This window comes from Burkholderia sp. SIMBA_062 (assembly GCF_046534765.1).
GTDB lineage: Bacteria > Pseudomonadota > Gammaproteobacteria > Burkholderiales > Burkholderiaceae > Burkholderia > Burkholderia ambifaria.
Map to the genome: position 1 here is coordinate 117305 of NZ_JAWRYD010000012.1, position 21325 is coordinate 138629.

Annotated in this window: 22 protein-coding genes and 1 pseudogene; 7 read left to right on the forward strand and 16 right to left on the reverse strand. The window is 64.3% G+C overall.

The window, feature by feature from the left end:
* Positions 1 to 38: 38 nt before the first annotated feature.
* Both SB786_RS15530 and SB786_RS15535 read left to right on the forward strand, forming a co-directional pair.
* Positions 39 to 1193, forward strand: a complete 1155-nt coding sequence (locus tag SB786_RS15530; protein WP_410728200.1) for a DUF3182 family protein — start codon at positions 39 to 41, stop codon at positions 1191 to 1193.
* Entirely contained in the window at positions 1190 to 1969 is a 780-nt protein-coding gene (locus SB786_RS15535) for an alpha/beta hydrolase family protein (RefSeq protein WP_410728201.1), read from the forward strand. The genes SB786_RS15530 and SB786_RS15535 overlap by 4 nt, the downstream gene beginning before the upstream one ends.
* 22 nt (positions 1970 to 1991) lie before the next feature.
* On the opposite strand, the gene SB786_RS15540 is transcribed toward SB786_RS15535, so the two are convergent.
* From SB786_RS15540 to SB786_RS15575, 8 genes are all read right to left on the reverse strand, one after another.
* Entirely contained in the window at positions 1992 to 2696 is a 705-nt protein-coding gene (locus SB786_RS15540; protein ID WP_410728202.1) for an RNA polymerase sigma factor, read from the reverse strand.
* A complete protein-coding gene (locus tag SB786_RS15545; RefSeq protein ID WP_410728203.1) occupies positions 2693 to 3064 on the reverse strand; it encodes a cupredoxin family copper-binding protein in 372 nt (123 codons plus the stop codon). The genes SB786_RS15540 and SB786_RS15545 overlap by 4 nt, the downstream gene beginning before the upstream one ends.
* Positions 3045 to 3596 (reverse strand): DUF4142 domain-containing protein, encoded by a 552-nt coding sequence (locus SB786_RS15550; protein WP_410728204.1) that lies wholly within the window; start codon positions 3594 to 3596, stop codon positions 3045 to 3047. The genes SB786_RS15545 and SB786_RS15550 overlap by 20 nt, the downstream gene beginning before the upstream one ends.
* Before the next feature lie 418 nt (positions 3597 to 4014).
* Positions 4015 to 5217 carry an L-dopachrome tautomerase-related protein gene (locus SB786_RS15555; RefSeq protein ID WP_410728205.1) on the reverse strand — a complete coding sequence of 401 codons (1203 nt, stop codon included), beginning with the start codon at positions 5215 to 5217 and terminating at the stop codon, positions 4015 to 4017.
* Positions 5218 to 5247: 30 nt separating this feature from the next.
* Positions 5248 to 5538 (reverse strand): putative quinol monooxygenase, encoded by a 291-nt coding sequence (locus tag SB786_RS15560; protein ID WP_410728206.1) that lies wholly within the window; start codon positions 5536 to 5538, stop codon positions 5248 to 5250.
* Positions 5539 to 5552: 14 nt separating this feature from the next.
* Positions 5553 to 6347 (reverse strand): SDR family NAD(P)-dependent oxidoreductase, encoded by a 795-nt coding sequence (locus SB786_RS15565; protein WP_011659967.1) that lies wholly within the window; start codon positions 6345 to 6347, stop codon positions 5553 to 5555.
* 57 nt (positions 6348 to 6404) lie between these two features.
* Positions 6405 to 7247: a type 1 glutamine amidotransferase domain-containing protein gene (locus tag SB786_RS15570; protein ID WP_410728207.1), complete on the reverse strand. Its 843-nt coding sequence runs from the start codon at positions 7245 to 7247 to the stop codon at positions 6405 to 6407.
* A 21-nt stretch (positions 7248 to 7268) separates the two neighbouring features.
* Complete coding sequence (locus SB786_RS15575) at positions 7269 to 7982, reverse strand: type 1 glutamine amidotransferase domain-containing protein (protein WP_410728209.1); 714 nt, start codon at positions 7980 to 7982, stop codon at positions 7269 to 7271.
* A gap of 121 nt (positions 7983 to 8103) precedes the next feature.
* Here SB786_RS15575 and SB786_RS15580 point away from each other — a divergent pair, with 121 nt between their 5' ends.
* Positions 8104 to 9012, forward strand: coding sequence for a LysR family transcriptional regulator (locus SB786_RS15580; protein WP_410728210.1), 909 nt, complete (start codon positions 8104 to 8106; stop codon positions 9010 to 9012).
* A 569-nt stretch (positions 9013 to 9581) separates the two neighbouring features.
* Entirely contained in the window at positions 9582 to 11072 is a 1491-nt protein-coding gene (ansP, locus tag SB786_RS15585; RefSeq protein WP_410728211.1) for an L-asparagine permease, read from the forward strand.
* A 307-nt stretch (positions 11073 to 11379) separates the two neighbouring features.
* Here the strand turns inward: ansP and SB786_RS15590 are convergent.
* Both SB786_RS15590 and SB786_RS15595 read right to left on the reverse strand, forming a co-directional pair.
* Positions 11380 to 11488 (reverse strand): annotated as a pseudogene (locus tag SB786_RS15590) (ATP-binding cassette domain-containing protein); the annotation flags it as partial.
* 57 nt (positions 11489 to 11545) lie between these two features.
* Positions 11546 to 12412 (reverse strand): glycine betaine ABC transporter substrate-binding protein, encoded by an 867-nt coding sequence (locus SB786_RS15595; RefSeq protein ID WP_410728212.1) that lies wholly within the window; start codon positions 12410 to 12412, stop codon positions 11546 to 11548.
* A 615-nt stretch (positions 12413 to 13027) separates the two neighbouring features.
* Here SB786_RS15595 and SB786_RS15600 point away from each other — a divergent pair.
* The 3 genes from SB786_RS15600 to SB786_RS15610 all read left to right on the forward strand — a co-directional run bounded on the left by SB786_RS15600 (position 13028) and on the right by SB786_RS15610 (position 15552).
* Entirely contained in the window at positions 13028 to 14407 is a 1380-nt protein-coding gene (locus SB786_RS15600) for an MFS transporter (protein WP_410728213.1), read from the forward strand.
* A gap of 170 nt (positions 14408 to 14577) precedes the next feature.
* Positions 14578 to 15195 carry a LysE family translocator gene (locus SB786_RS15605; protein WP_410728214.1) on the forward strand — a complete coding sequence of 206 codons (618 nt, stop codon included), beginning with the start codon at positions 14578 to 14580 and terminating at the stop codon, positions 15193 to 15195.
* 108 nt (positions 15196 to 15303) lie between these two features.
* Complete coding sequence (locus tag SB786_RS15610) at positions 15304 to 15552, forward strand: hypothetical protein (RefSeq protein ID WP_006749284.1); 249 nt, start codon at positions 15304 to 15306, stop codon at positions 15550 to 15552.
* A gap of 131 nt (positions 15553 to 15683) precedes the next feature.
* On the opposite strand, the gene SB786_RS15615 is transcribed toward SB786_RS15610, so the two are convergent.
* From SB786_RS15615 to SB786_RS15640, 6 genes are all read right to left on the reverse strand, one after another.
* Positions 15684 to 17042 (reverse strand): MFS transporter, encoded by a 1359-nt coding sequence (locus SB786_RS15615; RefSeq protein ID WP_410728215.1) that lies wholly within the window; start codon positions 17040 to 17042, stop codon positions 15684 to 15686.
* A 194-nt stretch (positions 17043 to 17236) separates the two neighbouring features.
* Positions 17237 to 17623, reverse strand: a complete 387-nt coding sequence (gene pcaC, locus SB786_RS15620; RefSeq protein WP_410728216.1) for a 4-carboxymuconolactone decarboxylase — start codon at positions 17621 to 17623, stop codon at positions 17237 to 17239.
* A gap of 10 nt (positions 17624 to 17633) precedes the next feature.
* Complete coding sequence (pcaD, locus tag SB786_RS15625; RefSeq protein WP_410728217.1) at positions 17634 to 18419, reverse strand: 3-oxoadipate enol-lactonase; 786 nt, start codon at positions 18417 to 18419, stop codon at positions 17634 to 17636.
* Positions 18419 to 19801, reverse strand: a complete 1383-nt coding sequence (locus tag SB786_RS15630; RefSeq protein WP_410728218.1) for a 3-carboxy-cis,cis-muconate cycloisomerase — start codon at positions 19799 to 19801, stop codon at positions 18419 to 18421. The genes pcaD and SB786_RS15630 overlap by 1 nt, the downstream gene beginning before the upstream one ends.
* Positions 19802 to 19889: 88 nt before the next feature.
* Positions 19890 to 20546 (reverse strand): CoA transferase subunit B, encoded by a 657-nt coding sequence (locus SB786_RS15635; RefSeq protein WP_012365076.1) that lies wholly within the window; start codon positions 20544 to 20546, stop codon positions 19890 to 19892.
* 19 nt (positions 20547 to 20565) lie between these two features.
* Positions 20566 to 21282, reverse strand: coding sequence for a 3-oxoacid CoA-transferase subunit A (locus SB786_RS15640; RefSeq protein WP_006756646.1), 717 nt, complete (start codon positions 21280 to 21282; stop codon positions 20566 to 20568).
* Positions 21283 to 21325 lie beyond the last annotated feature (43 nt).

Below are 21325 nucleotides of genomic sequence, written 5' to 3' on the forward strand. Positions count from 1 at the left end.
ATTCATGACAATCGCGCCGCTGGCGCGAAGGGGGCGATTTGAAACCACGGGTCAACCTGGCGCGCGCAACGCCGGCACTGCCGGTCGTCCTCATTCATTTCCGGGAGGATGGGCCGGCGCACGTCGGTCATGTAGCCGAGACGCTGCGCCAGCTCGGCGCGCAGATCGCCGAACTGAAGGGAACACGGCTTGCAGGCGAGTTCCGTCGGACGGAAAGATACCCGGCAAACCGTTACGTGATCCCGAACGATACGCTCACCCTGTCGCAGGCACATGAACTGGGGGTCCGATCGGTACGGGATCTGTTCGGTGGCGTCGTGCCGTTTCCGTTCGTCGCGACCAAGGTGATTGCCCATCGGCTGGTCGACGGCGCCCGCGCCAAGCCGCCCGGCTGGTCCGCCGCATTCGCCGAACACGCCGCGGCGCTGACGCTGCCGGGTTACTCCGCGTTCTCGCGCGAGGATGCGTGCGATGCCGCGCAGCGCCTGTGGCAGGACGGCCGCGTGCGGCTCAAGCGGCCCTGCGGAATCGGCGGAACGGGGCAGACACTGGTGGCCGACATGGCCGAACTGGAAGCGGAGCTTGACGAGTTCGGCGACGCGGCGTTGCGCACCGGCGGCATCGTCGTCGAGCGCCATCTCGATTCGATCGAGACGTTGAGCGTCGGGCAGGTCACGCTCGACGATCTGGTGGCGAGCTACTGGGGCATTCAGCATCTGACCGTCAACAACCACGGCCATGAAGTGTATGGCGGCAGCGATCTCGTCGTCGTCCGCGGCGGCTTCGACGTGCTGGCGCGGCTCGACGTCACGGCCGAGGTCAGTGAGGCGATCGCGAAGGCATGCGCATTCGACGCCGCCGTGCAACGCGATTACGCGGGCTTTTTCGCGTCGCGCCGCAACTACGATGTCGCGTTCGGCACCGATGCACAAGGCGTGCGCCACTGCGGCGTACTGGAGCAGTCGTGGCGGATCGGCGGCGCATCGGGCGCGGAAATCGGCGCGTTGCGCATGTTCAGGACGGACCTCGAGGTGGACGCCGTGGCCGCCGCGACGCGCGAGATTTACGGCGACGATCCGGCGATACCGGCCGGCGCGCAGATCGTCTATCGCGGAGTCGATGCCACGGCCGGCGCACTTACCAAGTACTACATGGTCGATCGCCATCCCTTCCGAAGGAGCAGCGAGACATGACAGCGGAGCATTATCGCGTGCGCATCAAGGTCGAAAACGGCTACCTCGACGGTACCGTGCTCGCGCCGAAGACCACCGTGGCGGGCGTCCTGTTCGTGCACGGCTGGGGCGGCAGCCAGGAGCAGTATCTCGAGCGGGCGCGGCAGGCGGCGGCGCTCGGTTGCGTCTGTCTGACGTTCGATCTGACCGGGCATGGCCGTACGCTGGAGGAGCAGCAGAACGTGACGCGCGAAACCCATCTTCGCGATTTGCTCGCCGCTTACGACACGCTCGTTGACCACCCGTTGATCGATCGCGATGCCGTCGCCGTGGTCGGCAGCAGCTATGGCGGCTATCTCGCGACCATCCTGACGGAGTTGCGCCCCGTGCGCTGGCTGGGCCTGCGCGTACCGGCGCTTTATCTCGACGACGGCTGGAATACGCCGAAGCGGGCGCTGCACGTTCAACACGACCTCGTCGCGTATCGCAAACGCATCGTGCCGGCGTCCGACAATCGCGCACTGCGCGCGGCGTCCCGCTTTCGCGGCGACGTGTTGCTCGTCGAATCGGAGCACGATCAGATCGTGCCGCACACGGCGATCGCCAGCTATCTGCAGGCATGCCTGTCGGCGCATTCGCTGACGTACCGGATTCTCGAAGGGGCCGATCACGGGCTCTCCGACGCTGCCAGCCAGCGCGCGTACACCGCCCTCGTCGAGAAGTGGCTGGTCGAGATGATCACGGGTCAGCGCGCGGGTGTGCGCGGAGCCGCCGCACCGGGCCCGACGGACGCGTAGCGCGCCTGTCGGCCCGTCGAGATCAACGCGAAGCGCTTTTCGCCATCACGCCGAGCACGATCCGATCGCACCGTTCCCCGTCGAACGAAAACACGTCGCGCTCGGCCAGATCGATGTCCCGAGCGAGCGACTCGCGCAGCAGGCTCCTTGCCCGGAAATGCCGCGAGCGCACCGTCGCCTCGGGTATGCCGAGGCACTCGGCGGTTTCCTCGACGCTGAATTCCTCGACGCAGCGCATCACGAACACGATGCGAAATGCTTCGGGCAACGCATCGAGCTTGCGCTCCAGCAAGGCGCGCAATTCGGTGCGCATCAGCGCCTGGTCCGGCGATTCGTTCTGGTCTGCATCCATGGTTTCCCGCTCGAAGTCGGCGATGGCCGACAGCCCGACCATTGGCGCGATCGTGTCGCGCCGCGCGCCGCGGCGCTGACGCGTCAAGCACTCGTTGAGCACGAGCCGCGACAGCCAGGTCGATAGCGACGCGTCACCGCGAAAACGCGCGATTGCGCGGAATGCCGCGAGGTATGCCTCCTGCAATGCGTCCTCGGCTTCGGCATCGTCGCGCAACGTCGCCCGTGCGAGCCGGTAGAGCCGCCGGTTGTAGCGACGCATCAGCTGTTCGAACGCAGCGCGCTCGCCGCTCGCGACGCGCGCGGCGAGCGTACGGTCGTCCTCTTCCGCAAGCGGCGACGGCTTGGGTTCGGGATGGCTCGCCTGGTGCGTCATGGTTTGCGCTTCACGGTCAGTGTCGCTTTCATCGTAGGATGGAACGTGCAGATATATGCGTGTCGGCCCGGTGTATTCGCGACATACGTCCACGAAGCATCGGGCGGGATTTCATGCGAATCGAACAGGCCCGCGGCCGTGGCCGTGTGCGCGACGAGATCCCGGTTGACCCAGACGATCGTGTCGCCGCGCTCGACCGTCGCGCGGGGCGGGTTGAAACGCATGCCTTCGATGGTGATCCGGTGCGTTGTGGTGGCGGCGACGTCCGCGATCACGAACGCCAGCGCCGCAGCCACAACGATCCGCCACACGCCTCGATCGCGCCGCCGCGCGGTCGAGCGTGCGCCCTCAGTAGGCCCTCTTCTCATTGCCGCCGCCGAGCGTCGATTGCAACGCGCGAGCATGCTCGAGGTGGGCGACGAATGCCGGCCGCACCTTCACGAGGAGCGCCTTCAGTTCGTCGTTCTTCGCCGACGGAATGAGCGTCTTGTCCATCGCATCGATCACCTGTTGATGATAGGTCACCTCGTGATCGACATAGGCCTTGTCGAATGCGTGTCCCTTGAGCGCCTTGAGCGCGGCGACGTTGTCATCGCCCTGCTTCTTCAACGCGTCGCTCGTCGGGTTGGTTTCCGGTTTCAGGTTCAGCTTGGTCGCGAGCGCGGCCGCCGATTTGTTCACATTGGTGTGATCTGTGACCATCAACGCGGCAAAGTTCTTGATCGGTTTCATATGCGTCGTGTTTTCCGCGAGCTTGCCGGCGTCGATGTCGACCTGGTTGGCCGTCACGACGATCGCCGCGATCTGAGGATCCGTCAGTTTGATTGCTTGCGCGGAGGCGGCGAGCGGCAGCGCGGAAAGGAGGGCCGCCAAGACGGATAGCTTGTGTATGCGTGCCATGTCGATTTCTCCAGTCGAATGGAAACGGGACGCTCATCCATGTCGCTCGACGATGGATGGCTCTGTGGTGATAGACGTCGTGAGGTTGCGTTGCGTTCCGGGGGGCTACGGGAGCTGCGGAAGTCGGCGCTCTAGATGAGGCGAGCTGTGATCGATATGTCCGGAGAGGGACGGAGCATGCTCGCGTGAGTGCGCACTTGGAGATTTCCCCATGTCGCTGTGCTGGGAGGCCCCAGTCCATTCGAGCAGCGAATGATATGAGCGGCCGCAGATTCGATATGAAGGATGAACGGCTCGAATCAGACCGCCGGCATGAGCAACCCGATTCCAGGTTGCTCATCCCAAGAGCCAGCGCCACAAGCCCGTACGCGGCTATAAACCGTCAGTCGTCCGATCCGGACGCACCCCGGATTTTCAATCACTTGCCCCCAATCGACATCCGCCACAACTCGTAGCGCTCGTGACCGCTGGCGACCCGCCCCGCAACATGATCACTCAGCGCGCTGGACGTAAAGACCAGATCGCCATTCGGCAGCAACGCCGGCGTATCCGGCCAATGCACGCCATCGTCGGATGCGATCAACGACATCGACTTCGTGCGCGGTTCGTACTTCACAATGCCGTTATGCGTGACGTCGGTAATGTAGAGCGCGCCCCGCGAATCCGTCACCATTCCGTCCGTATTGCCGCCAACGGCACCAAGATCACCAATCTCCGCGGCAATCTGCGCATCTGTCGAACCGTGCCGTCTCAGAACGGCGGTCGGAACCGAACGTGCGCGTGTCCCCGTCGTCACCGTCCAGTACAGCGTTGCGCCGTCCGGCGACAGCGCGATACCGTTGATACCGATCAGCAGCGGCTTTCCCGGCCATACTTCAGCGCCATGGGCAACGACCTTCACCCCCGCTTCGACCTGCAAATCCGGATGCCTGTCCAGCACACGCCGTGCGGTACCCGACGCGAAGTCGGCAACAATCAGGCCCACCTTGTTATTGGGCGCACTGCGCGAGCCACTGTCGGAAACATAGGCCACGCGCCTGCGTTCGTCGACCACGATGTCGTTGAGGAAACTGCCGGCACGATCGGCCACGCCGTCGAGGCCGATGCGCTTCACGATTCGCCCCGACTTCAGATCGAACACGACGATCTTCTGAGCGCCCGGGGGTGCTTCGGATTCGCCGGCAACGAACCCCATGTCGAGCGCCCATAACCAATCGTTTGTGCGGTCGACGTAAAAGCCCAGCACGTTGCGCAAATGCTCGGCAGGTGCGGTCGATATCGCATTGCCTTCCATCGACGGAAATGGCGTCAGCCGCGCCGGGCCGGTCGTCGATCGCGTATCCAGCCTGCTGAGCGTCGCCGGCGTCGATGCCGCGACGAAGCGCGGCGTACTCACGTATGCGGCGCCGCGTGCATCGAAATGAAGCCCGGCAATTGGTGCATTGACCGAGCCTGCGAACGGCGCGGGATCCCCACTGCCTGTCGGAGTCTCCCAACTTACTCCGGCATAGCTTCGCCAGCGCTCGAGCCGGGTATCGGCCGCCGCAGTCGCTGCAGTCGCGCAACTGATGAAGGCAAAGGCAAAAGCAATTGCCGTAACTCGATTCGAGCGCTTGAACATGATGAGGATCGGTCTGTGAGTCAGATGGGGTTATGCGACTTGGCGCAGATGCAGCAACTGGAAGTTTTCGATCCATCGACCGGCGCTTGCGCGGAATGCGTCCATCAGCGGGCTACGCATGTGATGCTCCCAGGACGCACGGTCCACCCATTGCTCGAAGAAGACCACCGTCCCGGGCTGCTCCAGCGATTCATGCAGTTCGTAGCTGAGACAGCCGGGCTGGTTGCGCGCCATTTCGACAAGCTCCCGCTGCGCTTGCACCAGCGCCGCCTCACAACCTTGCTTCGCTTCGACAAGCGCGACGATGACGTGGGCGGACATATCGAGGCCCCCGTTCAGAGGATCGACCGGAAGGTGCCGCCTTCGACGCGCACCGCCGCGCCGTTGGACGCCGCGCCCAACGGACTGGCCAGCAACGCCACCATGGCGGCGATCTCGTCGGCTTCGATCATGCGGGCGATCAGGGAGCTCGGGCGATAGGTCTCGAAGAAGTGCGATTCGATTTCCGCATCGCTCATGCCGGGTCGCGGCGCAGTCTGCCGCAAATACGCGACGATGCCCTCGGAACGCGTGGCGGACGGCAGCACGCTGTTGACGGTCACGCCCGTGCCCTTCGTCAGTTCGGCCATGCCGCGCGAGACCGCGAGCTGTGCCGATTTGCTGACGCCGTAGTGCACCATGTCCGGCGGCGTGAACGCACCGACCTCGCTGGACATGAAAATCACACGCCCCCAGTTCTTCGCAAGCATGCGAGGAAAGTAATGGCGCGACAGTCGCACCCCCGACATCACGTTGACGTCGATCATCCGCAGCCAGTCGTCATCGGTGATTTCCGCGAACGGCTTGGCTTCGTAATAGCCCAGATTGTTCACGAGAATATCCGTATCCGGCTGTGCGTCGATCAGTTCGGCAACGCCTCGCGTGCCGCTCACGTCGGCAACGATTCCGCGTACGCTGCCCTCCGGGACGGCCGCGGTGATCTGAGCGACGGCTTCGTCGAGTTTGTCGCGGTGACGCCCCGTGATCGTGACCGACACGCCCTCGCCGACCAACGTTCGCGCGATAGCCATGCCGATGCCGGCGGTAGCACCCGTGACGATGGCCGTTTTGCCTTGAAGTTGCAGATCCATCTGTTGTTTCTCCTTTGCATCATCGAAGAACCGGCGATGCCGGTCCGTTGCGTGGCGTTACTTCAGCCGCTTGAGCATTTCGCCGGCGACGTCGAGTGCAGACGCCGGGTTCTGACCGGTGATCAATTCGCGGTCGGTCACCATGTGAGCGGTGAACGGCACGTCGTTGCTGCTGTAAATTCCGCCGGCCTGTTGCAACGCAGTCTGCGGATAGAACTTCATCGCGCCGCCGCCGAGCAGTGCTTTCGCCTGCTCTTCTTCCGCGTTGCTGATCACCGTCATTCGGTAGCCGGCATAGATCCATTTCGGCGCGCCATCGCCGGCCTTCCCGGCGGCGAGTTGCCGTGTAAAGCCCTGTGCATCAGGCAGCGTCGACAGCAGCGCAATCGGACCATGACAAACGAGCGCCGTGGTCTTGCCGCGCGCATGGAAATCGGCCAGCAGCCTGCCCACTGCGGGACTGGTCAGAAGATCCTGCATCGGCGCATGACCGCCGGGAACATAGACGGCATCGAAGTGGCCGTAACCGATCTGCTCGACCCGCGACAGACTGATCACGGGAGAGTGGGCACGCGACGTGATCTGCAGCTTGTCGAGCAAAGCCCGGTAGTCGCGCATCGCCTTTTCGTCGCCGTTGAAGTACATCTTGTCGGCAGACGTGGCATCCATCGTCGGCGCCTTCCCCTCGGGCGTGGCGAAGGTCACCTGATGGCCTGCATCGAGCAGGGCCTTCACGGGTTGCATCAGTTCGTTCAGGTAGAAGCCCGTCGCGAACACTTTGCCGTCCTTCAGATCGAGGTGATCGGAATCCGACAACACCACGAGCACGTTGGCGGCCTGAGCGCTGTACGCGGCAATGCCGAGCATCGCGGCTACGGCGAGCTTGCGCATCGAATGCATGGTTTTCTCCATCGGGGAATGTCAGGCCTGTTCGGATGGGTTCAGCAACAGGTGGCGAATCGCCGCGCCCACGCCGGCAGCCGACTGCGGGTTCTGGCCGGTCACGAGACGCCCGTCGACGACGACCTTCGCCGTCCAGTTCGCTGCGGAATGGTGATGCGCACCTCGCTGCGTCAACGTGCTCGCAAGCAGGAAAGGCACGACGTGGTCGAGCTGGACCGCGCGTTCCTCTTCATCCGTGAATGCGCTGAGGTTCTTGCCGGCGACCAGGTAAGTACCGTCGCCGAGCGTCACATCGACCAGCGCCGCGGGGCCGTGACATACCGCTCCGACCAGCCCGCCAGCCTCGTAGACCGCGCGCGCTACCTTTTGCACGTCTGCATTGCCCGGAAAATCCCACATCGCACCGTGGCCGCCCGCAAAGAAGACGGCGGCGTATTTCGACGCGTCGACATCGCCCAGTCGCTGCGTGTGGCGCAGCGCGTCGCGGAATGCACTGTCGTTCCAGTAGCGCGCGTTGACTTCATCCGTCAGGTCGACACCATCGACGGGCGGCTCGCCGCCCTGGATCGACGCGAATTCGACCGGGATGCCCGCCGCGTCGAGTTCCGCAAGCGGATGCGTCACTTCGCCGAGATAAAAACCGGTCGGCTCGCCGGTCGCGCCTTTCGTCGCGTGGCTCGTGAGTACGAACAGCACGGTGAGGCCCTGCCGGTCGCGAGGGTCACGATTCATGGTTTGCTCCTTGATTTCAGTGGGTGACCGGACAACGCAGTCACGATGCGCCCACTTTATTTGGCCCGCTCAAGGAGATAAACTGGCTTAAAAGTAAATCTTCTGTTCTTTGGAGGACAAGATGGCGCGAAGATTCGACCATCTCGGTGACGTGGAAGCATTCGTCACGGTGATCGAAAAAGGCTCGATGACGGCGGGCGCGGTGGCGCTGGGCAGCACACCGTCCGTTCTAAGCCGTGCCATTACACGTCTGGAGACACGGCTGGGCGTGCAATTGCTGCGCCGTTCGACTCGACGGCTGAGCCTGACGGAGCAAGGCAGGCTCTATCTGGAGCAATCGCGCGCCGCGTTCTTGCTGATCGACGATGCCGAGCGTGCGATTCAGGGGCACGGCGGCACGTTGACAGGCCATGTCCGCCTCAGCGTACCGACGACGTACGGACACTATCGTCTGCCGCCGCTGCTGCGGCAGTTCACGCAGCAACACCCGGAGGTTCGCGTGGAGCTGAACATCGCGAACCGGAACGTGGATCTGGTGGCCGAAGGGTTCGATCTGGCGATCCGGCTAGGTGAATTGCCGGACAGCGGCCTGGTCGCACGCAAGCTCGAGGACGCGGCGCTGTGCCTTGTCGCGTCGCCGGAGTACGTGGCGCGCGCAGGCATGCCGGAAAACGTGGTGGATCTGGCGCACCATCTCTGTTTGCCTTTCATGCTGCCCAGCAGCGGTCGTATCGCGCCTTGGGTGTTCCGGGATGACGGGCAGGACATCGATTGGCTCCCGCCGTCGAACGTCGCGGTCTCCGACGACGTGCTTGGGGTTGTTTCGATGGCGCAGAGCGGCGCCGGCATCTGCCAGACCTATGACTTCATTGTTCAGGATCGCTTGCGGGCCGGGAGTCTCGTCGAAGTGCTGCCTCATCTTCGTGGGCGCACACGGCCGTTTTCGGTGATCTATGCGCCGCATCGTCGGTTGTCTGCGGCGTCACGGGCTTTGATCGACTTGATTGTTGCGTCTACCTCCGATCATTGAAGGGAAAAGAGAAGGGTGACGGATAGACTCGTGGGCTCGCAGAAAAGGTGTCTTTGTCCCTCCGGAGAAATCAAGGACTTGGATGCCTTTTTTGAAACGACTGCATGGCACTCGTCTCAGAAAAAGTGTCTTTGGGCACGGGAATTCTCAGGAAAGTCGTCCTTGAGAAGGTTGCCCGTCTACGTCGGGATACGAGATCACCGTCCCCGGGCGCAACCAGCGCGAGTTCACGGTCCGGCAAAGCAATCGGCGGCTGTCGAAGAAGGTTTTCGCGGATGGCGTCATTACGGACAGCAGTCGAACACCTGATTCCGTACAACCCGTTGCTGTTCGACGCCGCGGCCTCGTTTCATATGCGCGGATTCGAACAGGCGCAGTCGAAATTTGCATGCTGCTTGTGATCGCAATTACGGCTGACTACGTTCGCGGCGTACCGTGCCTTTCCCAAGATGGCCACGTGCGACCGGGACGGACATGCTTGATTCCGCGCCCGGCCGCCAGTACCGGCGATTCCAGATCGTCTCGCGATCGGAATCAATCCAATCACGCTCATGCGCGAGGACGCAGCCATGGCATCGATTCCTGAACCGTCGACAATCGTCGAAACCAATAAACGCAGTGTGCTCGATTCGCATGAAGCGGGCTATCACAAAACCCTCGGCAATCGACAGGTTCAGATGATTGCGATCGGCGGAGCGATCGGCACGGGGCTGTTTCTCGGCGCCGGCGGCCGGCTGCAAGCCGCCGGACCGTCGCTCGCGATCGTCTATCTGGTGTGCGGCGCGTTCTCATTTCTAATCCTGCGCGCACTCGGCGAACTCGTGATGCATCGCCCCAGCAGCGGCAGCTTCGTGTCATATGCACGCGAATTCCTCGGCGAAAAGGCGTCTTTCGTCGCCGGCTGGATGTATTTCCTAAACTGGGCGATGACGGGCATTGTCGACATCACGGCCGTTGCTGTCTACATGCATTACTGGGCGCCATTCGCCGGCGTTCCGCAATGGATCTTCGCGCTGGTCGCACTGTGTATCGTCACGGCGATGAACCTGATAGGCGTGAAGTGGTTCGCGGAGATGGAGTTCTGGTTCGCGCTGATCAAGGTCGCCGCGATCGTGCTGTTTCTGGTGGTGGGCACCGCGATTCTCGGCACCAGTGGCCACGTCGCGGGTCATGACACCGGTATGCACCTGATTACCGATAACGGTGGGTTCTTCCCGCACGGCATGATGCCGGCTTTGGTGCTGGTACAGGGCGTCGTATTCGCGTTCGCGGGTGTCGAGCTGGTCGGCACGGCGGCCGGCGAGTGCAAGGATGCGCGCAAGGTGCTGCCGCGGGCGATTAACAGCGTGATCTGGCGGATCGCGCTGTTCTATGTTGCATCAGTGGTGTTGCTCGTCTGCCTGTTGCCATGGAGTGCGTATAAAGCGGGGCAGAGCCCGTTCGTCACGTTCTTCGGTGCGCTCGGCGTGCCGGGTATCGGCTCGGTGATGAACCTGGTGGTGTTGACGGCGGCGCTGTCCAGCCTCAACTCAGGGCTGTATTCGACCGGGCGCGTGCTGCGCTCTCTCGCAATGGGCGGCTCCGCGCCTGCGGCGCTGTCGCGGATGAGCGCGCAGTCGGTGCCCTATGTCGGCATTCTCGTGACGGTCGCGATCTACGTGGTTGGCGTGCTGCTCAATTATCTCGTGCCGTCGAGCGTGTTCGAGATCGTGTTGAACATCGCGTCGCTCGGCATCATCAGCACGTGGGGTTTCATCATCGTCTGCCAGATGAAGTTCCGCGCGGCCGTCAAATGCGGTGACGTGGACGACGTGCCATTCAAAATGCCCGGCGCACCGGTCACGTCTTGGCTCACGCTACTGTTCCTGCTCGGCGTGCTGGTGCTGATGGCGTTCGACTATCCGAATGGAACCTACACCGTGGCATCGATTCCGATAGTCGCACTGCTGCTTGTCATCGGCTGGCGCTGGGTGAGCGGCCGGGCACGTCGCGTACTGCTAAAACCGACGATTCCGTCGGTCACGCTCACACAGAACGTGCTCGAAAAGGGTGACAACTAATACGACACGCAACGGTATCCGGACCAATGAAGGTTACCGCCGCCACGCGAAAACAAAGAGAAGTATTCCATGGCACCATTTGACGAAATGCAGGCGGGGGGCGTTCCTCGACGACATCTACCACCGCCAGGAAATCGTGCGCGCGGGCATCGTGCCGAAGCACCATCGAGACTGCTCGGCATTCCCGCGCGCTTCACCTCCGGGTATCTACTCGACGAGGGGAGCGAAGCTCAAGCAGTCAGCCATCAATGCAAACCGTGGAGATCGGCGTGAGCGTGTCGGCCCAATGACTCTACCAACGGGAATTCCGGCGTACCGACGCGACATCGAGCCCGTCGATCAGCACCTTGCCGGCGGCCCGGATCGACCAGCCGGTTCACGAGGCGGATCAGCGTGGATTTGCCGGAGCCGGACAAGATCGGCAATCAAGTCTACCCCGATTGCCGATCGGTTTCCGTCCAACTGCCCAGGCATTACTGCTTCACATTTTCCGTCCATGCATTCACGCGATCGGCATGCGCGGCGATCCATGCATCGGCGGCCGCTTCCGGCTTCGAGCCGTTCTGGATGGCGAGCATCACGCTGTCGATCTCGCCCGGCTTCCACTGGAATTTCTTCAGGAACGCGACGACCGGCTTGGCCTTCGTTTCAAGCTTCGGGTTCACGACGCTGTCGACGTGCTCCGCGCCGCCGAACACCTTCTTCGGATCCTCGAGGAAGCGTAGCTTCCACTTCGCGAACATCCAGTGCGGCGCCCAGCCGGTCACGATCACCGGCTTGTTCGCACCGACGGAGCGCGACAGCTCGGCCGTCATCGCGCTGCCCGAACTCGGCATCAGCGTGTAGCTGAGGCCATAGCTCTTGATCGCTTCGTCGGTCTTGCGCATCACGCCCGCGCCCGCGTCGATGCCGACGATCCGGCCGCCGAAGCTGCTTTTCTCGGCGTTCAGATCCTCGATGCTCTTCGCCTTCACATAGTCGGGAACAATCAGGCCGATCTTCGCGTCGGGAAAGTTCGCGCCGAGATCGACAACCTTCGTCTTGTATTCGCTCCAGTAGGAGCCGTGCGTGACGGGCAGCCACGCGGACAACGTCGCGTCGAGGTCGCCGCGTGCCACGCCCTGCCACATGATCCCGGCAGCCACCGGCACGAGCTGGACCGGGTAACCGAGCTTCTTCTCGATCACGCGGGCCGCGACGTTCGACGTCGCGACGCTGTCATCCCAGCCTTCGACGTAGCCGATCTTCAACGTCGGCTTCGTATCGGCGCGCGCGGATGCGCTCAGTGCCACCATTGCCGACAATGCGCCGATCCACAACAGTTTTCCGAATAGTTTCATGACGATCTCCTTGATGTGCGCCATCCCTTACTAGGTTCGTCAGCCACAAAACCAAGGGTATCGTCGTTTTCCGACAGACGCTTGCCCGCAAGCGACTCCTCGACGCTCCCCGGTTCGGGCAATTGTCAGATCATGCGACCGACAATGGCACGCGGCACGGCGGCACCGTCACCGCGCCGGACCTGACTGCACCAAAGTCGGGCGTCAGATGAAGCAATTCGCCATCAAACCCTCCACGGTTTCCTGCGATGACACTCATTGAAAAGCCGTCCCGAAACCATTCGAAGAACGGTTCGAACTGGTTCCAGCAAGTCAGAAAGACCGCGAACCAAGGGCGGCGTCCTGGGCGTGGGGCGCTCACTTGTCTCCGCCCGACAGGAAATGGAGCATGCGCGCCAAGTGTCGTTTACGGTCGTTTTCCAGGCGTAAGCGTGACAGCTCGACTCTCATCTCGTCCATAGACTCGACGCAGCGCCGCGCGGTCGATATGTACCGTCGATCGCAAAACGCGGTGCGACTGCGCACCCCAAACGAGCGGCGCTCACACGCCGTGTCGGCGCGCTATCACCGTCACGCACGCAAGCGTGCTTATGCATGTCGTAGAAGGAGATACATATGACTTCGTTAGAGAAGGAAGTTGCTGTTTCCGCCGTGGCGCTTGGCGATGAGACGTCCTCAGCGTTCAAACGACGCTTCATGATCAGGATGATCATGGTGCTTACCGGCGGTACGTTTCTGGACGGCTATATCCTCGGGATCGTCGGCCCAGTCTCCGGGAAGATGACCGCCGAACTGGCCATATCGCCGGTCTGGGAGGGACTGATCGCGGCGGGCGCATTGTTCGGGATCCTCATCGGCTCGCCGTTGGGTGGATGGGCCGGCGACAAGTTCGGCCGAAAGCCCTTGTTCCTGCTCGACATGGGCTTGTTCGTGATCGCGTCGTTCATGCAGTTCTTCGTCGGCTCCATTCAGTTCTTCATCACGTCACCGCAGCAACTGTTCGTGGTTCGGCTGCTGATGGGTATCGCGATCGGTGCGGAATACTCCGTCGGTTGGCCGCTGCTGTCGGAATTCTCGCCATCCCGCATCCGAGGACGGCTGATGGGCTTGACCCTCATCGCCTGGTACGCCGGATTCATGTTCGCCTTCGTCGTCGGTTATTTGCTGGACCGGTATACGCACCTCGGGTGGCGGAACATCCTCGGCACCAGTACCTTTATCGCGGTCGCCTTGTTCCTCGGCCGGATCGGCATGCCTGAATCGCCGCGCTGGCTGTGGAGCAAGCGCCGCACCGAGCAGGCCCGTTCCGTCGCGCGTCGATATATGGAAAGCGCCTCCGACATGGCCGACGTTGAGCACGAAGTTGCTCACTCCGGCGGCGGGTTCGGGATGCTGTTCTCCCGCCAGTACTGGCGAGTCACGCTGTTCGTGTCGTTGTTCTTCTTTTGCGTCGTGACGCCGTACTTCGCGATCGCCACGTTCGCCGACACCGTGCTGCAGAAATTCGGCCTCGGCGGGGGGCTCGCCGGAGGGGTCGGGCTGTCCGCGGTTGCATTGGCCGGCAGTGTGGTCACCGTTCTGTTGATCGACAAGGCCGGGCGCCGCGTGCTGACGGTACCGCCCCAGTGGATCATCACCGTCATCCTCGCGATTCTCGGCATATGGACCAATGCGCCGGGGGTGGTCGTGCTAGGCCTGTTCCTCGCGTTTTCGTTCTTCAACGCCGGGTGTGGCACGTTGACCTGCATCTATCCCGGCGAGGTGTTCCCGACCGAAATCCGCGGGATCGGGACGGGTTTTGCCGCCGCCTTCAGCAGAATCGGGGCCGGTCTCGGCACATTCCTGATGCCGTGGTCGATGGCCAATCTCGGGCCCTCGGTGACCATCCTGATCGCGGCCGGTATCGCGGCGATCGGAGCCGGCGTATCGCAGTGGCTTGCCCCTGAAACCAAAGGCAAGAGTCTCAGCGAAACGGCGTCGGGGTTCGCGCACTAGCAGGGCGCGGCGGTTCCCGGCAACGTGCGATTCGGAGCGGCGGAGCCTCCCCCGTCGAGCCCGCCTCTCCCCCGTACCGGCACCCGTCAGCAAAACTGTACCGGTACTGTACAGAAAACCGTCGCTACACTGACTCCATCCCAGCCTCGAACCCCAATGGAGAATCCGCGATGGAATTCCTCACCCTGAGCGCGTTGCCCGCCGGCATGCTGTTCGCGCTCGTCACGTCGATCACACCCGGCCCGAACAACACGATGCTGCTCGCCTCCGGCGTCAACTTCGGTTTCCGCCGCACGATGCCGCACATGTTCGGCATCAGCATCGGCGTCGCGATCCTGATGTTGTGCGTCGGCTTCGGTCTCGGCGAAGCGTTCCGCCGCATGCCGCTCCTGTACACGATCCTCGAAATCGCGAGCGTCGCCTACCTGCTGTATCTCGCATGGCGGATCGGCACGTCGGGCGAAGTGAAGGCACAAGGTGCGAAGCCGCGCCCGATGACGTTCCTGGAAGCCGCCGCGTTCCAGTGGGTCAATCCGAAGGCGTGGATGATGGTGCTGACCGCCGCGACGACGATCCGCCTGTCCGCCGACTACGGGATGAACGCCGCGTGGATGGCCGTGGTATTCATCCTGATCGGCTTTCCGTGCATCAGCCTGTGGGCCGCGTTCGGCCTCGGCCTGCGCCGCTTCCTGTCGAACCGCCGCGCGCTGCGCATCTTCAACGTGACGATGGCCGTGCTGCTGATCCTGTCGCTGTATCCGCTCATCGCGCATCTGCTGCCGCAGTAAACGCGCACCAGCGCACCCCGTTGAGCTTCACGTCATGCAGGCGTACCCTTTTGGTACGGGCACGTGCAACCGCTTCAGCGGTTGCGCCGCCACTGCATGGAGATTGCCGTGAAGCCAATGCTGAAAGCCGGCGAACACATCGAGGGCATGCACTGGATTGCCGAGTACCATCCGCTGACGCACGAGATCCGCGTGCTGCGCGAAGACATCGAGATCGGCATCTACTGCGCGCCGCCGACGATGTTCGGCGAAGAGGAAGACATGGGCGCCGCGAACCTCGCCGATCATCGCAGCCGGGAGGCCGCGTTGCGCGCGTATCTGCGCAACTTCGTCAAGGAACACGACGCGGAGGAGTAACGACGCCGCGGCCGCGCGGCCGTGAAATCAACGGGCCGCTGACGCGGCCCGGTCTGCTGTTACGCGTCGGCCGTCTTCCGACCCACCGCAACACACGCGGAGCCGGCGCATCGCCCCGGCCCCGATTGCGCTCAATGCCCGAGCGACTCGATCTTGCCGCCCGGCTGCGCGACGCCATGCGGCCGCGCCCTCTGCTTGATCAGCAACGCGAGGCACGCGAGCAGGCCCGCGACCGCGATCGTCGCGAACACGCCCGCGAACGAAAAGTGCCGGCGCGTGAGCTCCGCAACGAGGAACGATCCGGCGATCCCGCCGAAGCGGCCGACACCGAGCATCCATGCCACGCCCGTGCCGCGCCCTTCGGTCGGGTAGAACGCGGCGGCGAGCGCCGGCATCGACGATTGCGCGGTGTTCATCAGCACGCCCGCGATGAACACGACCAGCACGAGCAGCCCCACATTCCCCGCCGCCTGTCCGATCGCATACACGCTGATCGCGGTCAGCGCGTAGCACACGGCGATCACACGGTTCGCGTTGAAGCGGTCCATCAGCACGCCGCACAGCACCGCGCCGACGCCGCCGAGCGGGAACAGCGCGGAGATCAGGGTCGCGCTCTTCGGCGTGAGGCCGGCGTCCTTCAGCAGGATCGGCATCCAGTTGATCGATGCATAGAAGATCACAAGGCCCATGAAGTACGCGAGCCACAGCATCACCGAACCGACGATGTACGAGCGCGACAGCACGACGCCGAGCCCCTTGCTGCCCGTCTGCGGCGCGGTTTCGGTCATCACGAACGAGCCTGCATCGAGCGCATCGCGCGAAATCCGTGCGAGCGTCGTGCGGATCCGGTCGACGCTCTGGCCGTGCGCGACCATGAAGCGCACCGATTCGGGCATCTTCAGCAGCAACAGCACGCCGAGCAGCAGCGGCGTCACGCCGCCGAGCACCAGCACGCTGCGCCAGCCGAAATGCGGAATCATCCACGCGGCGAGAAAGCCGCCGAACGCCGCGCCGAGCGGGAAGCCGCAGAACATCAGGTTGATCACGGTCGCGCGGCGCTTGTCCGGGCAGAACTCGCCCATCATCGTGACCGCGTTCGGCATCGCGGCGCCGAGCCCGAGGCCGGTGATGAAACGCAGGATCGTCAGGTGTCCGATGGTCGTGGAGAACGCGGACACGAGGCATGCGACGCCGAACAGGAATACCGAGCCGAGCAGCAGCGAGCGCCGCCCGAGGCGATCGGACAACGGGCCCGACACGAGCGCGCCGCAGGCGAGGCCGAACAGCGCGGCGCTGAGCACGGGCGCGAGATCGGGTTTGGTGAGGTTCCATTCGCCGAGCAGCGACGGCGCGATGAAGCCGATCGCGGCCGTATCGAAGCCGTCGAGCAGCACGATCACGAAACACATCAGGAATACGAGCCACTGAAAGCCGCCGAACGGCTGCTCGTTGATGAAGGTCTGAACATCGACCACGGGTGTGCGATTCATCGCTAGTCTCCTTGTCGGCCGAAACCGGCGCGTCAGCGCTTGCTTCGGTCCCTTCCAACATTGATATATGTAACAAGCGCGGCCTCGTGGCCGCGCGTTGCCTTCGTTCACGCACCGATTCGCCGCCGGCGCGTTCGTTGATCGTCACGGCTCGCCAGCATCGGCTGGCCGTGCGATCGGATCACTGCCGGCGCTCAGCCGGCCTCATCCTGTTCCTTGAAGATCTTGTCCGCGAGATGGAACGCGGAGTTCGCGGCCGGCACGCCGCAGTAGATCGCGGTCTGCAGCAGCACTTCCTTGATCTCGTCGCGCGTCACGCCGTTGTTGCGCGCGGCACGCAGGTGCAGCGCGAGTTCCTCGCCGCGGTTCAGCGCGACCATCATCGCGATGGTCAGCAGGCTGCGCGTATGGCGCGGCAGCCCGTCGCGCGTCCAGATCTCGCCCCACGCATAGCGCGTGATCAGATTCTGGAATTCGTCGGTCACCTCGGTGCGGTTCTCGATCGAACGGTCGACGTGCGCGTCGCCAAGCACCGCGCGGCGCACTTTCATCCCTGCTTCATAACGTTGCTGGTCGTCCATCGTCGGTGCCTCACGCGGTCAGGAAGTCGAGCAGCGCGCGGTTGAAACCGTCGGTGCACTCGATGTTCGAAATGTGCGCGGCGTCGAATTCGACGTGGCGCGCGCCGGGAATCGCGGCAGCCAGCGCACGGCCCTGGTCGGGCGGCGTCGACATGTCCTTCGCACCGGTCACGACGAGCACCGGCAGCGCGATGCCCTTCACTTCCTCACGCAGGTCGGCCGCGTTCAGCGCATCGCAGTTCGCCGCGTAACCGTCCTTGTCGGTATGCACGAAGGTGTCGCGAATCGCATCGAACAGGCGCGGCTCGCGATCGACGAACGCGTCGGTGAACCAGCGCGGCAGCACGGCGTCGGCGAGCGCGGCCATCCCTTCGGCACGCGCCTTCTGTGCACGCGGCGCCCACACTTCCGGCGAACCGATCTTCGCGGCTGTGTTCGCCAGCACCGCGCGCACGATGCGCGACGGGAAACGCGCGGCGAGCGCGGCGCCGGTCAGGCCACCCATCGAGATCCCGCAGAAGTGCGCGCGATCGATGCCGACGTGGTCGAGCAGGCCGATCACGTCGCCCGCGAGTTGGTCGACCGCGTACGAGCCGGCCGGTGCATCGGAATGGCCGTGGCCGCGCGTGTCGTAGCGCAGGATGTTGAAGTGCTGCGTGAGCGGGCGAATCTGCGGCGCCCACATCTGCAGGTCGGCGCCGAGCGAGTTCGAGAAAACGAGCCACGGCGCGTCGTCGCGCGCGGCACGGTCGATCCGGTAATGCAGTTTCACGCCGTTGACAGTGGCGAAGGGCATCAATGTTCTCCTGGTTGTTTCGCGCCCGCGTGCAGCGCGTGCAGCGCGAGCACGGCGTCGACGTAGGCCTGCGCCTCGCCGACGTAATGTGCGGGATCGAGCAGCCGCGCGAGCGCGTCGCGCGACAAGTGGGCCGATACGGTCGCATCGGCGGCGAGCACGTCGAACAGCGTCGCGCCGGTGCGCACGGCTTCCTTCGACGCATGCTCGACGACATGGTGCGCATCGAGCCGGCCGATCCGGTCGCCGAGCGCGAGCATCACGGCTTCGCCGAGGATCAGCCCGTGCGTCAGGTCGAGGTTCGCGGCGAGGCGTTCGGTGTTCACGTCGAGGCCCGCGACGATCTGCGCGATCTGCGCGAGCGCGCCGCCGGTCAGGCGCGCGAGGTCGGGCAGCGCGTCCCATTCGGCCTGCCAGCCGCCGAGCGCGCGCTCGTGCTCCTGGACCATCCCCGCGAACACGGTCGCGACGAGGTTCGGCGCGCGCACCGCGGCCGTCAGCACGGCCGCGCAACCGACCGGGTTGCGCTTGTGCGGCATCGTCGACGAGCCGCCCTTGCCGGCGGCCGCCGGTTCGCCGAGCTCGCCGACTTCGGTCTGCATCTGCAGCGACACGTCACGCGCAATCTTGCCGAGCGTGCCGGTCAGCATCCCGAAGCACGACGCGGCTTCCGCGATGCGGTCGCGCTGCGTATGCCACGGCACGGCCGGCACCGCGAGCTTCAGGTCGGCCGCGAGCGCGGCGCGCACGCCGGCCGCATGCTCGCGCAGGCTCGCCAGCGTGCCGGCCGCGCCGCCGAACTGCAGCACGAGCGCGCGCGCGCGCAATTCGGCAAAGCGCGCGCGATGGCGCAGCAGCGCATCGAGCCATTGCGCGAATTTCAGGCCGAGCGTGATCGGCAGCGCCTGCTGCAGCCACGTGCGGCCGATCATCGGTGTCGCGCGATGCGTGCGCGCGAGCGTCGCGAGCGACGCGCACGCTTCGTCGAGCAACGGCTCGAGCACGTCGAGCGTGTCGCGCAGCTGCAGCACGGTCGCGGTATCGATGATGTCCTGGCTCGTCGCGCCCCAGTGCACGAACTTCGCGGCCTCGGGGTCGTCGGCCTTCACTTGCGCGGTGAGCTGCTTGACGAGCGGAATCGCAAGATTGCCGCCGAGCGCCGCGCCGTGCGCGAGCGCATCGGCATCGAGCCGATCGGCGTCGCACGCGCGTTCGATGGGCGCGACCGCGGTGGCGGGAATCACCTGCTGCGCGGCGAGCGCGCGCGCGAGCGCGGCTTCGACGTCGAGCATCCGCTGGATCGTCGCGCGGGGCGACCAGATCCGGTTGAGCGGCTCGGTGCCGCAGATGAGGGAGGTCAGGCGGGCGCTGTCTTCGAGCATGGCATCAGATTGGGGAAACGGCGTGCGCCTATTGTCTACCCAAGCGTGCCGGCGTGCGCGGGATCGCGCGGGCCGGCACGCTTGCCGTTCAGGCCGCGGCCTTGCGCGTCGCGTCGATCAGCGGCACGCCGGTCAGCTTCTGCAGTTCGTCGAACGACAGGTCGGTGAAGATCTCGCTCACCGCGAGGCCGTCGGCCGTCACGTCGAGCACGGCGAGATCGGTATAGATGCGGCTCACGCACTGCACGCCGGTGACCGGATACGAGCATTGCGCGACGATCTTGCTCTCGCCCTGCTTCGTCAGGTGTTCCATCATCACGAACACCTGCTTCGCGCCGATCGCGAGGTCCATCGCGCCGCCGACGGCCGGAATCGCATCGGGCGCGCCGGTATGCCAGTTCGCGAGATCGCCGTTCGCCGATACCTGGAACGCGCCGAGCACGCAGTAGTCGAGATGACCGCCGCGCATCATCGCGAACGAATCCGAGTGGTGGAAATAGGCGCCGCCGGTGAGCAGCGTCACGTGCTGCTTGCCGGCGTTGATCAGCTCGTCGTCTTCCTCGCCGGGCGCGGGCGCCGGGCCCATGCCGAGCAGGCCGTTCTCGCTGTGCAGGAAGATCTCCTTGCTCGGATCGAGGTGGTTCGCCACCAGCGTCGGCACGCCGATGCCGAGGTTCACGTAAGCGCCTTCGGGGATGTCCTGGGCGACGCGCTTGGCCATTTCATCGCGGGTCAGTCGTTTCATTTCGAGTTCCTCGGGGCGGTCAGGCGGCTTGGGATGCGGCACGTTCGGCGGCCAGCTCGGCCGCATGCGCGGCCTGCGGCACTTCGACGACACGCTGCACGAAAATGCCCGGCGTCACGATGTGTTCCGGGTTCAGCCCGCCGAGCGGCACGACTTCCGATACCTGCACGATCGCGACCTTCGCGGCGCTCGCCATGATCGGCCCGAAGTTGCGCGCGGTCTTGCGATACACGAGGTTGCCCCAGCGGTCGCCCTTGTACGCCTTCACCAGCGCGAAATCGGCGTGGATCGGCGTCTCGAACACATACGACTTGCCGTCGATCACGCGTGTTTCCTTGCCTTCCGCGAGCTTCGTGCCGAAGCCCGTCGGCGTGAAGAAGCCGCCGATGCCGGCACCCGCCGCGCGGATCCGCTCAGCGAGGTTGCCCTGCGGCACGAGCTCGAGTTCGATCTCGCCCGCGCGGTACAGCGCGTCGAACACCTGCGAGTCGCTCTGGCGCGGGAACGAGCAGATGATCTTGCGCACCCGCTTCGCCTTGAGCAGCGCCGCGAGGCCCGTCTCGCCGTTGCCCGCGTTGTTGTTGACGATCGTCAGGCCGCGCGCGCCCTGCTCGATCAGCGCGTCGATCAGCTCGGACGGCATGCCTGCCGTGCCGAAGCCGCCGATCATGATGGTCGCGCCGTCGTGGACGTCCGCGACCGCCGACTGAAGCGATTCGAAAATCTTGTTGACCATGTCTCTTCCTGATACGAACCCGCGGCACGATGCGCGGCCTGTC

What these genes read in the sequence shown, in the direction of transcription:
- pcaD (WP_410728217.1), bottom strand. Translation starts at nt 18,419, where the DNA reads ATGCCCTTCGCCACTGTCAACGGCGTGAAACTGCATTACCGGATCGAC.
- SB786_RS15600 (WP_410728213.1), top strand. Translation starts at nt 13,028, where the DNA reads ATGACTTCGTTAGAGAAGGAAGTTGCTGTTTCCGCCGTGGCGCTTGGC.
- SB786_RS15545 (WP_410728203.1), bottom strand. Translation starts at nt 3,064, where the DNA reads ATGAGAAGAGGGCCTACTGAGGGCGCACGCTCGACCGCGCGGCGGCGC.
- SB786_RS15605 (WP_410728214.1), top strand. Translation starts at nt 14,578, where the DNA reads ATGGAATTCCTCACCCTGAGCGCGTTGCCCGCCGGCATGCTGTTCGCG.
- SB786_RS15535 (WP_410728201.1), top strand. Translation starts at nt 1,190, where the DNA reads ATGACAGCGGAGCATTATCGCGTGCGCATCAAGGTCGAAAACGGCTAC.
- SB786_RS15560 (WP_410728206.1), bottom strand. Translation starts at nt 5,538, where the DNA reads ATGTCCGCCCACGTCATCGTCGCGCTTGTCGAAGCGAAGCAAGGTTGT.
- SB786_RS15570 (WP_410728207.1), bottom strand. Translation starts at nt 7,247, where the DNA reads ATGCATTCGATGCGCAAGCTCGCCGTAGCCGCGATGCTCGGCATTGCC.
- SB786_RS15550 (WP_410728204.1), bottom strand. Translation starts at nt 3,596, where the DNA reads ATGGCACGCATACACAAGCTATCCGTCTTGGCGGCCCTCCTTTCCGCG.
- SB786_RS15580 (WP_410728210.1), top strand. Translation starts at nt 8,104, where the DNA reads ATGGCGCGAAGATTCGACCATCTCGGTGACGTGGAAGCATTCGTCACG.
- SB786_RS15640 (WP_006756646.1), bottom strand. Translation starts at nt 21,282, where the DNA reads ATGGTCAACAAGATTTTCGAATCGCTTCAGTCGGCGGTCGCGGACGTC.
- SB786_RS15630 (WP_410728218.1), bottom strand. Translation starts at nt 19,801, where the DNA reads ATGCTCGAAGACAGCGCCCGCCTGACCTCCCTCATCTGCGGCACCGAG.
- ansP (WP_410728211.1), top strand. Translation starts at nt 9,582, where the DNA reads ATGGCATCGATTCCTGAACCGTCGACAATCGTCGAAACCAATAAACGC.
- SB786_RS15595 (WP_410728212.1), bottom strand. Translation starts at nt 12,412, where the DNA reads ATGAAACTATTCGGAAAACTGTTGTGGATCGGCGCATTGTCGGCAATG.
- SB786_RS15565 (WP_011659967.1), bottom strand. Translation starts at nt 6,347, where the DNA reads ATGGATCTGCAACTTCAAGGCAAAACGGCCATCGTCACGGGTGCTACC.
- pcaC (WP_410728216.1), bottom strand. Translation starts at nt 17,623, where the DNA reads ATGGACGACCAGCAACGTTATGAAGCAGGGATGAAAGTGCGCCGCGCG.
- SB786_RS15540 (WP_410728202.1), bottom strand. Translation starts at nt 2,696, where the DNA reads ATGACGCACCAGGCGAGCCATCCCGAACCCAAGCCGTCGCCGCTTGCG.
- SB786_RS15555 (WP_410728205.1), bottom strand. Translation starts at nt 5,217, where the DNA reads ATGTTCAAGCGCTCGAATCGAGTTACGGCAATTGCTTTTGCCTTTGCC.
- SB786_RS15635 (WP_012365076.1), bottom strand. Translation starts at nt 20,546, where the DNA reads ATGAAACGACTGACCCGCGATGAAATGGCCAAGCGCGTCGCCCAGGAC.
- SB786_RS15575 (WP_410728209.1), bottom strand. Translation starts at nt 7,982, where the DNA reads ATGAATCGTGACCCTCGCGACCGGCAGGGCCTCACCGTGCTGTTCGTA.
- SB786_RS15615 (WP_410728215.1), bottom strand. Translation starts at nt 17,042, where the DNA reads ATGAATCGCACACCCGTGGTCGATGTTCAGACCTTCATCAACGAGCAG.